Origin of the sequence: Methanosarcina sp. 2.H.T.1A.6 (genome assembly GCF_000979455.1) — an archaeon.
Taxonomy (GTDB): domain Archaea; phylum Halobacteriota; class Methanosarcinia; order Methanosarcinales; family Methanosarcinaceae; genus Methanosarcina.
Genome location: NZ_JJOY01000046.1, coordinates 1 through 13,779, shown reverse-complemented (window position 1 = coordinate 13,779; position 13,779 = coordinate 1). Strand labels below are relative to the sequence as shown.

General features: G+C 42.5%; 10 protein-coding genes. 6 read left to right on the top strand and 4 right to left on the bottom strand.

The window, feature by feature from the left end; all coding sequences use genetic code 11:
* The first annotated feature begins 304 nt into the window (after positions 1-304).
* Positions 305-4,018, top strand: coding sequence for a NosD domain-containing protein (locus EO98_RS13670; RefSeq protein ID WP_082098618.1), 3,714 nt, complete (start codon positions 305-307; stop codon positions 4,016-4,018).
* A gap of 128 nt (positions 4,019-4,146) precedes the next feature.
* Here EO98_RS13670 and EO98_RS13665 read toward each other — a convergent pair whose 3' ends face one another.
* Entirely contained in the window at positions 4,147-4,911 is a 765-nt protein-coding gene (locus EO98_RS13665) for a P-loop NTPase (protein ID WP_048141711.1), read from the bottom strand.
* Between the two features lie 510 nt (positions 4,912-5,421).
* On the opposite strand from EO98_RS13665, the gene EO98_RS13660 reads away from it, so the two are divergent.
* A complete protein-coding gene (locus EO98_RS13660; RefSeq protein WP_082098617.1) occupies positions 5,422-6,978 on the top strand; it encodes a dicarboxylate/amino acid:cation symporter in 1,557 nt (518 codons plus the stop codon).
* A 178-nt stretch (positions 6,979-7,156) separates the two neighbouring features.
* Here EO98_RS13660 and EO98_RS13655 read toward each other — a convergent pair whose 3' ends face one another.
* Both EO98_RS13655 and EO98_RS13650 read right to left on the bottom strand, forming a co-directional pair.
* Positions 7,157-8,920, bottom strand: coding sequence for an aldehyde ferredoxin oxidoreductase family protein (locus EO98_RS13655; RefSeq protein WP_048141713.1), 1,764 nt, complete (start codon positions 8,918-8,920; stop codon positions 7,157-7,159).
* On the bottom strand, positions 8,917-9,435 hold the full coding sequence (locus EO98_RS13650; protein WP_048141715.1) for a 4Fe-4S binding protein: 519 nt from the start codon (positions 9,433-9,435) through the stop codon (positions 8,917-8,919). The genes EO98_RS13655 and EO98_RS13650 overlap by 4 nt, the downstream gene beginning before the upstream one ends.
* Before the next feature lie 1,221 nt (positions 9,436-10,656).
* Here EO98_RS13650 and EO98_RS13645 point away from each other — a divergent pair.
* Positions 10,657-12,111 carry an NAD(P)/FAD-dependent oxidoreductase gene (locus EO98_RS13645; RefSeq protein ID WP_048141717.1) on the top strand — a complete coding sequence of 485 codons (1,455 nt, stop codon included), beginning with the start codon at positions 10,657-10,659 and terminating at the stop codon, positions 12,109-12,111.
* A gap of 87 nt (positions 12,112-12,198) precedes the next feature.
* Here the strand turns inward: EO98_RS13645 and EO98_RS19435 are convergent, their stop codons facing one another.
* A complete protein-coding gene (locus tag EO98_RS19435) occupies positions 12,199-12,330 on the bottom strand; it encodes a hypothetical protein (protein ID WP_255350282.1) in 132 nt (43 codons plus the stop codon).
* Between the two features lie 134 nt (positions 12,331-12,464).
* Here EO98_RS19435 and EO98_RS13640 point away from each other — a divergent pair, with 134 nt between their 5' ends.
* The 3 genes from EO98_RS13640 to EO98_RS13630 form a co-directional block, all read left to right on the top strand.
* Positions 12,465-12,818, top strand: a complete 354-nt coding sequence (locus EO98_RS13640) for a Rieske (2Fe-2S) protein (protein WP_048141719.1) — start codon at positions 12,465-12,467, stop codon at positions 12,816-12,818.
* A 111-nt stretch (positions 12,819-12,929) separates the two neighbouring features.
* Positions 12,930-13,166: a hypothetical protein gene (locus EO98_RS18545; RefSeq protein WP_048160757.1), complete on the top strand. Its 237-nt coding sequence runs from the start codon at positions 12,930-12,932 to the stop codon at positions 13,164-13,166.
* Positions 13,167-13,416: 250 nt separating this feature from the next.
* On the top strand, positions 13,417-13,779 hold a 363-nt coding region (locus tag EO98_RS13630; protein ID WP_048160067.1), incomplete at its 3' end, for a B12-binding domain-containing protein.

Genomic DNA, 13,779 nt, shown 5'->3' with positions numbered 1-13,779 from the left:
GCCTGTCTCGTGGGCTCGGAGATGTGTATAAGAGACAGTAATATTACTATTATTATTATTATTATTATTATTACTATTATTATTATCATTATTATAATTATTACTGTTATTACTATTATTTGTAGCCATATTTTGCACTGGAATGCCCATTTATGATCGAGCCGCCCCCTTAAGGATGAAACTTTTTATACTTTAAATTGCACTAATATTTAACAATAGATAAAAATTTAGTATATATTTCATCTGAAATAAAATAAATTTAGTGTACTGCTGACACAATACAAATATATGAGGGCCTGAAAAAATGGAAATACTGTGCAAAAAAAATAATTTGCGATTTTTAACAATTGCATGTTTTATCTTTCTTATTGTAAATGGAACCGCAGCCGCTTTACCTTCCACACTATACGTGGGCGCAGAAGGTAATGGAAATTATACAACTATTCAGGACGCGGTTAATAATGCAATTTCCGGAGACACAATTCTTGTCTATCCGGGAACGTATACGGAAAATGTGAATGCCAGTGTAGAAAACATAAGCATTCGCTCCTATTCCGGAAATCCTGATGATACGATTATAAAACGCGAGGAATTCAAGAGTAACAATATCAAAATAACTGCCAATAATGTAACTATTAGCGGGTTTACTATTACAGGGGCAGGTTCTACAGGAATTTATATGAGCAGGATTTCGGGAGCAAATATCATAAATAACAAGCTTTCCGGAGTCGGTTGCGGCATTCAGATGGAACGTTCCAGCAGATGCAACCTGATCAACAACACAGTTTCTGATTCTGCTCAACATGGATTTTATCTCTCTTCTTCGAGTAACCATTGTATACTAGCAAATAATACAATTTCTTATACCGGAGAAGAGGGAATATTACTCAGGAGCTCTGTTTACTGTACTCTGACTAATAATGTAATTTCAAATACTTACTATGAAGGTATTTATCTGAACTCTTCCAGCAACTGTAATGTTACTGGCAACACAGTTTCAAACACTGAGGATGATGGCATTGATCTGAACTCTTCAAGCAACTGTAATATTACTGGTAATACGGTTTCAAGCACTGAGGATGATGGCATTGATCTGAACTCTTCCAGCAACTGTAATGTTACTGGCAACACAGTTTCAAACACTGGGGATGATGGCATTGATCTGGATTCTTCCAGCAACTGTAATATTAATGGTAATGCAGTTTTAAACACTGAGGATGATGGAATCTGTCTGGTAAATTCTGAAAATTGCATTCTGACCAATAATACAGTTTCAAACACTTCTGATGAAGGCGTCTGCCTTTCTTATTCCAGCGGCTGTACTCTGACCGACAACACAGTCTCAAACACTTCTGATAAAGGCATCTACCTCTCTTATTCCAGCGGTTGTACCCTGACCAACAACACAATCTCAAACGCTTATTACGGTATCAGCCTGGGTTATTCCGATGAATGTGTCCTGAGAAACAACACAGCAACTTCAGGGATATATGGAATCATCCTTTGGGATATCGAAAACTGCACGCTTACAGGCAATATTATGTCTGAAAACCGGTACAATTTTAATCTTGATATCTACGACTTTGGTAATGCAACCGGGAACATAATCGACACCAGTAATCTTGTCGACGGAAAACCGATATATTATCTCGAAGGCGAGCCAGATCCTTCAATTGGAAGCAATGCAGGAGTAGTTTACTGTATAGACTGCGGAGATGTCGAAATTAAGAACCTTGTGCTTCAGAATAATACACACGGGGTTTTCCTGTATAATACAAGTTCGGAAATCCAGAATAACACCATAAACAATACCATCTACGGGGTGATGGTGTTATCTTCTCAGGACGTCAGGATCTCAGGCAGCATGATTGAGAATTCCATGAAAGGAGTGAATCTCAAGAAGGCTATAAATACGACTCTGGCTGACAATACCGTTCAGAATTCGTTATTTGGAATTGAAGCCGTTAGTTCTGAGAACTGTACGCTTTCGAACAATTCCATTCGGGACTTCACATTTGTTGGGATTGCCACAATTAGTTCCGAGAACTGCATGTTTTTAAACAATTCTGTTCGGAACTCCATATATGGGATTATCACCTTAGGTTCCGAGAACTGCACGCTGACGGGTAATTCTGTTCTGGACTCGATGGAAAACTATGAACTTCTTACCTCCGGAAACTCAAGGTTTGTTAGTGGTAAGGAAAACGCCCTCATAAGGGAAAATACCCTCATAAGGGAAAATACTCTCATAAAGGAAAATACCCTCGTAAACTCGAATCTTGTGCAGTCACAGGCACCCAATGACTTTGGAATCTATTCTAAAGATTGCCAGGATCTCAGGCTTGAGAACAATATTATTGACCAGATAAACTACAAAGGAATTTCTCTTGATAATTGCCAGAATGTCAGGCTTGTGAGGAACTCGGTACGGAACATCGGGTATATGGGAATTTATTCAAATAATTCTGACAATGTAGAACTTCTGGACAATACGGTTCAGAATATAACAGGTGAGGCTCGACTTGTAGCTGGAAATTCCCCCCTTGTCAGTTCCCCCCTCGTCAGCAAAAGTTTGGGACCCTCAGGATATGGAATCTATTCCGGTTATTCACAGGGCCTCAAACTTGAAGGCAACACAGTTAGGGACTGTTATGAGGTATGGGGAATTTATCTCTATGAACCTGTAAACTCAACACTTAAATGCAATACTCTGAAAAACTGTCAGGCTGGACTTATCGCAATTGCGAGTGAGAACTCCAGCATAAGTGACTGCTCTGTAACTAACTGCACTTCAGGAGGAATTGTGATTCTGAACTCCGAAGAAGTCGCAGGGCCAGTATATGCAGTAACAGATTGTACTGTAGAGGGAAGTGCAATCGGACTGCTGGTGACAGGAGAAGGCACCCTTGCCGAGAATACGTTATCCGACAATTCTTACGGAATGGTGCTCTATAATGTGAATAACGGCCTGATCTATGGCAACACTCTGTCCCGGAACAGCCTTGCAGGAATTGCCATTGATCCCGAAGAGTCTGAACTTACAGCACGCAGCGGACTTGTAAGGACCATGAAAAGTCCTGAAAGTGGAAATAACACGATTTACAACAACTACTTTAACAACGTAAACAACACTCTCATCAATAGCGAGGCTAACAACACCTGGAACATCAGCAAAACCTCTGGGGAAAGTATAGTTAGCGGCCCGTATCTTGGAGGCAATTACTGGGCAAATCCCAGCGGGACAGGCTTTTCCGAAAACTGTACGGATGCTGACAGGGACGGAATTGCAGATTCCTCCTATGAAATCGTAAACGGAACCTTTGACTATCTGCCCCTTACGGAAATTCCTTCCACAACAACCAGGCACAAAAGCTCTGCTAATTACATTCCTTCGAGTGGAGGAAGCACAGGTGTTACAGGCATTGACAGCGCACAGAAAAGGGTTGCTGCAGGAACCGAAGCCACAGTTAGCTTCAATAATCCTGTTTCCGGAATAATGGGACTCAGTTTCACTTCCCAGCAGTATTCCGGAAACGTCATCGTAAGGATTGAGGTGCTCGGAGACGGAAGTTCCGGAGAAGGTCTCGAAGGAGAAGTCTACCAGCAGATGAACATCCTGGTCGGAAACGAACGGTTCGAAAGTGGAAACAACATAAATGGAGCAGCCATTAACTTCAGGGTATCCAGGAGCTGGATAGAAGAAAACAATATTGATGTCTCCACTGTAACGATAAACAGGTTCCATGATGATAAATGGAATGCGCTTGCCACAGAAATGACATCTGAAGACGAAGAATATTATTATTTCACGGCAGAAACTCCGGGTTTCTCCAGGTATGCAGTTACAGGAGACAAACTCGGTACTGAAATAATCACTCCGGCTGAAGAGGAAGAAACCGGGGCAGTCACCGGAGAAGAGCAAACGAACGACAAAAAGACTCCTGGATTCGAAAGTACCTTTGCGGTTCTGGGAATCCTTGCTTCAGTGTTCTTTGCAAAGAAAAGAATCTTAAAATAAACAATTTGGAAAATAAAGGGATATTACTTCATATCCCTAATTTTCTATTTTTTTTTCTTTTGCCTTTTTTCCTGGCTTTTTTCGCTCCTTTTATTGAAGAAAGATTATTCCGAGCGGGTCCATCCTGATCAGTGGTGAGCTCCAGAAACCAGAAACTCAGCAATGGATTCAATTTCAGGGAGTTCCACGTTCAGCTCATCTCCTGCAAACCCTGCCCGGAAAACCTCTACATCCGATGGCACTGAAGCGAGGACGTGAGTTTTGTTCACGGTTTCCATCATGAACTGGACCCCAATTTCATCCGCACGGTTGAGAATAAAATACAGGGACTTCCCGGCTTTTTCTGCAAGACCTCTTATTTTTTCGGAAAGCCGTATGGATTCATAGGACGGATCAAGTACCATCAGTATAAGGTCACACCCCTCTTCAACCCCTCTTCCGAAATGCTCTATACCGGCTTCCGTATCCACGAGAATCATGTCTTCGGAAGTCGTATCCATACACTTCAGTAAATTTTTCGCAAGAGCGCCCATAGGGCAGGCACAGCCCTCCCCTAAATCATGGATTTTACCTACAACCATCATTTTTATGTTTCCATTCTCTACCGTATAAGCCTCAGGAATATCGGCGATCTGCCATTTGTTTTCAAAAACACTGACGTTTTCACCTTTTTGAAACGCCTGCATCATTTTTTCTACCAGGGCTTTTTTCCCTCCCAGGTAATTCATGAAATCTTCAGGCATTCCAACACCAAGCTGCCTGTGGAGGCCGAAGTTTGACTCATCGCTGTCCACCACAAGTACATTGTAACTCCTTTTCGCCATGGATTTTGCCAGCAGGGCAGTAATCGTACTTTTACCGCTACCGCCTTTTCCACATACAAGGACTTTCATATTTTCACTACCTCTAAAAAACATCTATTCATATTAAATTTTTAATTAATTATATCAAATGTGAGTAATTCGTTTTATTTTATACCAAATACACACATAAAGATCAAAGATGATAATACTTTCGAAATTATCATGTATGTATGAACTCTAAATCAAGAGGATTTGCTCAAGAAAAAGGAGAAGAACAAAAATAAAACTAGAGGGAGTTTATAAAAAAATAATCTCAAAGTGAAACCTCAATGTGATCGACAGGTCTTATGAAAACCGCTATATAACACCAGTTTTGGCGCCTTTTCTTTATACCTATTTATAATTCCTATTCAACTATATTTTAAGAGATTTATGTTTAGGGAACAAGCTCAACTATAGAAATTATGAGGTATTTTTCTAAGCTTTTATATAATTTAATGTGAAAGTAATATACAATTGAATCAAATGTACAATTGACTCAAATTTCTTAAAGAAGAAATAATCTTTTAAAGTCCCTAACGATTTTTATTGTGATCCCCCATGAAAAGCAAAGACCACCATTACATCCCGAACCCAAGGGAATTCACGCATGAAATCGCAGAGGAAACGAAAGTACTTCGCCAGGGAATCACTGACGGAATCACGCGTATTTATTACCCTATAGATTTCAGGCACAACTATTCCCTTAAAAACCTGAGCAATCAGCTTCGTGATTTACTTGAAAAAAAGCTCTGGCTAAAGATCCTAATAAGCATGATGCTCGGAGTATTTATGGGGCTTTTTCTTGGGCCTTTTGGAGGGTACGTTGACCCAGTTTCTGCAGAAATTGTGGGGGAATGGATTGCTCTTCCGGGTTATATTTTCCTCGGGCTTCTGAAGATGATTGTAGTCCCACTTGTTTTTGCCTCCATTATCCTTGGGGTGGCTTCAAGCCAGAGTATGAACGCCCTCAAAAAGATAGGGCTTTCAACAGCTGTTTATTTTATGATAACGACTGCAATTGCAACTGCTATTGGTATTGGAATGGCGCTTTATATCCATCCCGGGCAGTTTATAAGTGGAGACCTTATTGAGAGTGCAATGGGGAGCGAAGTTCAGGTGGAATCCACTGGTTTGAGTTTCGATCCTTCGGTTCTGACTCTTCCCTCATCGCTTATTGGAAGTCTCCTCCCTTCGAATCCTCTTGGGGCTATGGTTAATGGAGAAATGCTACAGGTCGTAATTATCGCAATCATAATAGGTGTGGCCCTTGTTTCCCTGAATAAAAGTCAGTCAACGCCGATGGTCGATTTCCTGAACTCTGTGCAGGCTGTCTGTATGACAGTGGTCAAATGGAGTATGACTCTTGCCCCGATTGCAGTTTTCGGGCTTCTTACCAAGTTTACTATCAAACTGGGCATCGAAGCCCTTCTCGGAATGATAGTATATGTGGGCACAGTGCTTGCAAGCCTGCTGCTCCTTATGTGCCTGAACATCCTTATTGTCACCGTTGTTGCAAGGTATAACCCCTTTGAGTTCCTTAAAGCCATCCGGGACGTTATGCTCCTTGCTTTTTCTACATCCAGCTCGGCTGCAGTTATGCCCTTATCTATCAAAACCGCGGAAGAAAAGTTAGGGGTCAGGTCTTCAATTTCACAGTTCGTAGTCCCGCTCGGAGCCACAGTAAATATGAATGGGACTGCGCTTTATCAGGGCGTAGCTACAGTCTTTCTGGCTGAAGTCTTCGGAATAGACCTCGGGCCTTTACAGCTCCTTGTCGTAATGGTCATGGCTGTTGCAGCTTCCATAGGGACGCCTTCGATTCCAGGAGTGGGAATTATTGTTCTTGCCCTGATTCTCAACAGCGTCGGGATTCCTACAAGCGGGATAGCTCTTATAATGGGAGTGGACAGAATTCTTGACATGACCAGGACTGCAGTGAATGTAGCGGGAGACCTTGTGGCCTGCAAGGTTATGGACCGCTGGGTTGGAGGAGAAGTTAAAGAAAAGGCCGATGAAATAGCCGAAATAAAAGTTGAGAAAGCCCCTGATGAAAAAAAGGAGGACAAAGTTAAGTCAAATAAGGATATTACAGCATCTGAAAGCTCAAATATATAATTCCTTAAGTAAAACCCTTTTTCCTGACCCATGAGGGTTTCTACCAGTCAATGTGTCCGGAAAACACGCCCCTGGACCGCAGGAGATGCGGCAACGAACATAACTTCAGGGGTTTTGAACTTATAAGGTTTTTAACATTGAGTTGAGGTTTTTCAGGCTGTAGCAGCTTCGGGGGGACTTATACTCCTCTTTTTTCCCTATACATTTCAATTGCTTTCCTGACCCTTTCTTCTTCAAGCTTTCCTGTAGTAGAGATTGTCTCAAAAAACCTTTTCGGGATACTAAAGTTTTCGAACCTGAATCCAAATTTCTTTTTTAATTCGTACTTTTTCCTGAAGATATCCTTTCCAAGTTCTTTGAGTTCCTCTTCGGTTTTTTCTATCCCTATACATTTAAGGGCCTGAACCATATTTTCGTATGTATAGACATTTCTGGCAAAGAGGCAGGCAACCATGCAGTTCAGGACACTTCGGCGGTCTTCTTCATCGATTATGTAGTCAACAATTTTCTCGTCCGAAATCGGCTGGTTGAATGCTTTCTGGTCTGCGGAATAACCTGCATTATCCAGGTGGGAGTGCCGGAAGCCTACAGTAAGTCCCAGGATGTTTCCAAGCCCTGTATGGTATCCGGGAATTTCCAGCCCGCCTAGCTGGATTGCGAATTCCTCGCCTCCGTACTTTTTTGAGGCATAATCCACACCTTTTCCGAGTGCTGCATAGAATTCGTTAGGAGCCTTGACTACAAGCTCTATTGCCCGAAGGTACGCTGCTTTATCTCCCCAGGAAAGTTTGAGCCCCAGGGCCTCTTCAGTGGAAATCTTTCCGCGCTGCTGCATCTCCGTAGCCCAGGCGAGTACAACTCCCATGCTGATTATATCGACCCCTGTTTTTTCGCAGGCATCAATCAACTCAAGTACGGCTTCCGGGTCTGTAACTCCAAGATTTGAGCCAAGTGCATAGATTAATTCAAAGTCATAGGAAATGTTAAGGGTTTCATATTCATGGGCTTTTGAGAAAGAACGCTTTAGCATGGCTACATGGACGCAGCCTATGGGACAGCCGGCGCACGACACCCGCCGGATCAGGTATTTCTCCGCAAAATTCTCCCCTGAGATATTTTCGACACTCTCAATGGAGGTTGCCTGCAGGTTCCGTGTTGGAAGGCCTTTGAGTTCGTTTAAGACCAGGATGTTTTCGCTCGTGCCGAGGTTGTGGTATTTTTCCATCAACCCTGTTTTTACAATCGTTTCGTAAAGTTTTCCGTACATTTTTTTGTAGGCATTGTGGTCAGGGCTTTTAATTTCCCTGTTTCCTGCAACCAGAATCGCCTTGAGTTTCTTTGCCCCGAAAACTGTCCCGAGCCCGAGGCGCCCGAAATGCCTGTAAGTATCAACGTTTACACTTGCATATGCGATTCCTTTCTCCCCTGCAGGACCTATCCTGACAATGCTGCGCCTTCCTGCTCCGGGCTCTACCCTGCGGAGGACCTGCCCCACATCAATTGCAGAAGAGAGGTTCCATATGGAAGATGCGTCCCTGAAAGTAACCTTATCATCGTGTACAGTGACATACACAGGATACCTGGAAGAGCCTTTGATAACGATTGTTTCGTATCCGGAATAGCGCATGGACATGGCCAGGTGCCCTCCGGCATAGGACTCTCCGAGTTCTCCGTTAAGGGGGGAGCGGAACAATGCGACAGTTTTGGTACATGTAGGATACACGCCTGAGAGAGGGCCTGTGCTGAAAATTATCGGCATTTCAGGGTCAAGAGGACCTGTGCCTTCTTTATATTCTTCGAGCATGAGGTTCGTGGCAATTCCTATGCCTCCCAGGTACTTTTCATAGAGGTCCGGTCTCTCTTCAATATGATAACTCTGGCTGGTCAGGTCAATGTAAAGTACGTTTTTAAGACCCGGAATAGCGTACTGCTCTGTTGTCATTCTTCCCCCTCAGCCTCTTTTTTTCCGTAAAGCTCTTTATGGGATGCAGTAGGGCTTTCAGGACCCGTATCCTCAACCGGGCTCGTATCCGTGACTTTTAATTCCCCGCTGTCTTCGACCTCAATCATTTCAAGTACATCATGCGGGCAGAACTTTGTGCAGACCCCGCAATGTTTGCAGATTACTGCTTTATTTTCCGCATCCAGATGAATTGCCCCTACTATGCAGGCTTCGATACAGTTTCCGCAGCCTTTGCAGATTTCTTTGTTGAAATTGACTCCTCCCCCTTTCCTTTTGGTCAGCGCACCAACCGGGCAGGCCCTCATGCACGGAGGGTCAACACAGGCATGACAGACAATTGCAGCGTAAGGAGTTTCGATTCCGCCGCGGGTCTGGATGTTGATTCTGCTGTTTTTCAAAGATATGGTGTCGTACCAGGTCCTTGCGCAGGCCATCATGCAGGAGTAGCAGCCTATGCAGCGGGCCGGGTTTGCAACTTTCAACCTTTTTGCCATTGCGTTCCCACTCTGAATTCCCTTTTCTGGATTCCCTTTTACAAAAAATAGGTTCCTTCAGTTTATATAATCTAGCTCTTATAAGGGCAGGAAGCCTTTGATCCCGGAATAGTAAAATTACGTTTGTCTTTTCTCCGGCGGTACAAAGAATGTGTAAAAAAGCTTAGCTCTGAGCATAAATAGAAAGTTATTTATCCTTATTTCACATAAATATTAATGTAAATTCCGGTTTTTTTATAAATATAAATTACCTATCGGAGATATTTGACATCTTTGTCTGGAGGTTCACTATGCAGCAGAACATTCTGATAGTTGGCACATACGGTTTACTGTTTCTGTTAATTTTGATAATCGCCATGTTTTTGTTATAACACTACTCCTCATGGTGTTTTCACGACGATTTCCCGCCTGCCCTGAAACCGACAACGAGAAACAAGATGGCCTGATATTTTTTGGGGCCTCAGCCTTGAAAGTACGTATTTAATTTTCCTGTATAATTATCCCTGCGGATCGAGTTCCTGGAAAGCTTCTGCTGAAGAAGTGGTCGAAAAGAAGGAGTTTTTAGGGTCGATTCAACTGTCTTTCTCAATAGGATTTAAGGACCTTTTGTTTTCCCGAGATCTTTTACGCACCTTATTTTTCGGAAATCTGCCTCACATATTATATACTGATATTCCCCCGATATCCCCTATGCAAAATAATTTTATCTCAGGAAATAATTACATCTTGAAGCTCTTGGTAGTTCTCTGGTATTTGGTTGATGTTATTCCCAAAATACTTTTAATGCCATTTCTCAGACTTTTGTTCCGCACTTCAGTGAGGCTAGAGCACGGATTCGGTACATGAATACGTAAGCAGTCGTTACACTGAAAACTTAATTATGAAAACATCAACCACGCAATAATTGACTACCAAAAAGCAAGAACGTTTATTAATAATCTATCTCGTGCGGACTATTGATTATAAATACTATTTTTTTCTCTATACTACTCTACAGATAGAAAGAGGAAATTAAAGATAACTTTGTTAGATCATAAATTACATATAAAGTAATTCCAAATGTATTTCATGTTTAAAGTACTTCATTAAGTTTCAGAAAATAACTTTTGTTAAGATATGTTCAACACATATGATGTCCTGTTGTGAGTTTAAGATTATAAGATGCGTGAAGCGCTTAACTGAAAACTGGATTTACTGGAAAAAATAGAGGTAGTTTAGGGAATGACAAAATATGATGTAATTGTTGTTGGGGCTGGCGTAAGCGGGCTTCTGGCTGCGCTGACGCTTTCCAAGCATGGAAAGAAGGTCCTTGTTCTTGAGAAAGAACGGTATCTTGGGGGAAACTGTAACAGCTACATGGTAGACGGGTATCAGGTGGATACAGGAGCACATGCAATAACCCATCTGATTGAAGGCCCCCTTCCGAGGCTGATTGATAATTATTTTGATTTCCTGCCTGTATTTGAGGACTACGGGCATTACTACGTCAGGACTGAAAATTCTTTCACCAAAATACCTTCGAATCTGAAGGACTTCGTGACCTTTGATGTGCTTCCGAGAAAGGACAGGCTTGTCCTTTCACAGGCCCTTACGAAAGCCCTTACCCTTTCATCTTTCGGAGTAGACCTCTCGGACCAGTCAGTTTACGAGTTCCTTCCAAAAAATCTTTGCAAAGACACCTATGACTTTGTGGATACGATCTCAGGTTTTCTTTCTGGCAAGTCAATGAAAGAGACCTCTGCCCAGCGGATTCTTTCCGGCAGCAGTTTTGTCCGGGACAGCATTACACAGGAGCAGTTTGATGCCATGGTCGGAAAGATCGAGCCGAAAAAACGCCAGTCCACTGAGTCTATTCTCTCTTCGATCCTTCCATACCATCTCCATGCTTCCCTCCAAGCCCGCATGGACAGAGTTGCTCGCCCCTTCACATCCCTTGAAAGACTTGCTACAAACAAGGTAAATTATTCCCAGGGATATCCGAGAAAAGGTTTGAAAGCCCTGCTGAATGCCATCCTGTACTCTCTTCCGGAAACAGTCGACATAAAAAAGGAGTGTGAAGTAAAAAGCATCCTGGTGCAGAATGGAAAGATCTCGGGCGTGGAGGCTGATGAAATCTATTCAGCCGATCTTGTTATCTATACAGGCTTTGCAACCGAGCTCCCAGGGCTTGTAAAGGACCTGCCACCGGCTTATAACGAAGAACTTAAAGGAATCGTGCACACTAAAAGCTTGACTGTCTGGCTTGGCTTGAAGGAAGAGCTTCCTGAGTTCAACTATACAGGTTCTGAAATCTGGTTTAAAGACTTTGCCTATTGGGCAATGCCCATCAGCAACTATGACCCTTCACTTGCTCCAAAAGACAGGCAACTGGTAGGTTTTTCCTTCGTAATAGACAAGGAGCAGACTGAAGAGCATGAGCTCAAAAAAGCCTATGACACTATTTTCCGTGCCCTTCCGAATATCGAAAAATACATCGATATGCAGCACGAACAGATTATGATCCCCGAAAAAGCCGCAGTCACAATTGACGGAAAGTTTGCGGAGATCCGGACTCCTGTCAAAAATCTCTACATCGCAGGCACGGATACGGACAAACGCAGCATGGGAATTACCAGGGCATCGTACTCGATAATCGAGCTTTTAAAAATCCTCAATGAGGATGGAAATCTCCATTAAACATTAAATGTGAACTACCCCTACCTGCCTTCTGATGAAGGCGAGGAAGGGGATTTCCAGCTGTGACTCCGCGCTCCCGGAGTTTAATTAAATACGGAAATTCTCTATTTTATTCTCTATTTTATTCTCTATTTTATTCTCTATTTTATTCTCTATTTTATTCTCTATTTTATTCTCTATTTTATTTCCTTTTTTATCCTCTCTGTTTCCTTTATTCATCTTTTCTGATTTCAGCAAAACTTATACGGGCAGCCAGCCTAATGATGTGAAAAAGAATTGGAAAGAACTTCCGGAGCAGTAATGCATCAAGAATAAATTGAATCTCATAATTCCGGTCTCTGGTGATTGGTAATATGCCTTCTGAAAAAGTGCCTGAAAAGGGCTCGATTTCTGGTTTTGAGCTTCCCTGGTTTTATGCAGCTGAAGAAAGCAGCCTGAAAGAAGGAAAGCTTCTTCACGTTGAACCAGGAGGAAGAAATGTGCTTCTCCTTAAGGCGGAAGGGCAGATCCATGCTTTCTCAAACCTCTGCCCTCACGCCCGATGCCCTATGGATAGGGGCAGGCTGGAGGAATTCACCCTCACATGTCTCTGTCACGGCAGAAGATTTGACGTAAGAACAGGGAAATGCCTGAACGATTCACTGGAACTGAAGCGATATGAATGGAAACTTGAGGACGGCAGGATTGGAGTGAAAATCGAAGAATAAACCGTAAACCTGATCTTTTCTCCTATTAATTCAGGATTTACTAAATGAATAGTGTATGATTTTCAGGCAGGAGGGAGCAAAATTAGTAGCATTTCAGGGAATAAGGGGGCTTTGAGCCTTGCATGCGGGCTGATCAGTGTAATATTTTCTCTTTCATTCTGGCTTGGGATAGGGAGCCTATTCCTTACATCCTTTGCAATACCCTTTGCCCTTGCAGGCATCATCCTCGCCAGATCACGTCTGAAACAGGTTCAGGACACAACCGCAAAGGCAGGACTTATAGTAAGCGTTTTTGGTTTTTTGCTAAACATTGCGGCATTCATTATGTTTATTTTCTTATTCAGCTGAGGCAAAGGTAATCAAATTCAAATTTTGTCCTTTTTTGCAAAATATCTCTATATTTTATTTTACGGATTTTTTGCCCAGGTTCTAAAGAGTCCTCAACCAAACATTTGATATATTTTTTCCTGAAATCCCACGTACTTTAAGGGAAATTTATATATATTACAAGTAGGTAAAAAGATTCCGTTGACCGGGTAATAAGAAAAGACCTCTTTACCGGACGAAAAACAATGAAACAGAAAGAAGTGATGATGGGATGACAAATACCGAGATTTTTGACAAGCTAACCAACGCGATAGTAACTCAAAACATCGCAAGCTGTGCACAATTAACCCAGGAAGCCCTGAACGCAGGAATTCCGCCTATTGACATTATCACAAAGGGCCTTTCTCCAGGGATGAAAATCGTGGGGGATAAGTTTGAAGCAGCAGAGATCTTTTTGCCCCAGATCATGATGTCCGGAAAAGCCATGAGCAATGCAATGGAAATCCTTAATCCCGAACTTGAGAAAACCAAAGTGGAAGGAGAAGAAACAGGACTTGCCATCACCTTTGTTGCAGAAGGAGATATCCACGACATCGGACACCGCCTTGTCACCACCATGCTCGGAGCAAACGGG

Excerpts from the sequence above, each read along its gene's own strand:
- EO98_RS13670 (WP_082098618.1), top strand. The coding sequence starts at position 305 with ATGGAAATACTGTGCAAAAAAAATAATTTGCGATTTTTAACAATTGCA.
- EO98_RS13665 (WP_048141711.1), bottom strand. The coding sequence starts at position 4,911 with ATGAAAGTCCTTGTATGTGGAAAAGGCGGTAGCGGTAAAAGTACGATT.
- EO98_RS13660 (WP_082098617.1), top strand. The coding sequence starts at position 5,422 with ATGAAAAGCAAAGACCACCATTACATCCCGAACCCAAGGGAATTCACG.
- EO98_RS13655 (WP_048141713.1), bottom strand. The coding sequence starts at position 8,920 with ATGACAACAGAGCAGTACGCTATTCCGGGTCTTAAAAACGTACTTTAC.
- EO98_RS13650 (WP_048141715.1), bottom strand. The coding sequence starts at position 9,435 with ATGGCAAAAAGGTTGAAAGTTGCAAACCCGGCCCGCTGCATAGGCTGC.
- EO98_RS13645 (WP_048141717.1), top strand. The coding sequence starts at position 10,657 with ATGACAAAATATGATGTAATTGTTGTTGGGGCTGGCGTAAGCGGGCTT.
- EO98_RS19435 (WP_255350282.1), bottom strand. The coding sequence starts at position 12,330 with ATGAATAAAGGAAACAGAGAGGATAAAAAAGGAAATAAAATAGAGAAT.
- EO98_RS13640 (WP_048141719.1), top strand. The coding sequence starts at position 12,465 with ATGCCTTCTGAAAAAGTGCCTGAAAAGGGCTCGATTTCTGGTTTTGAG.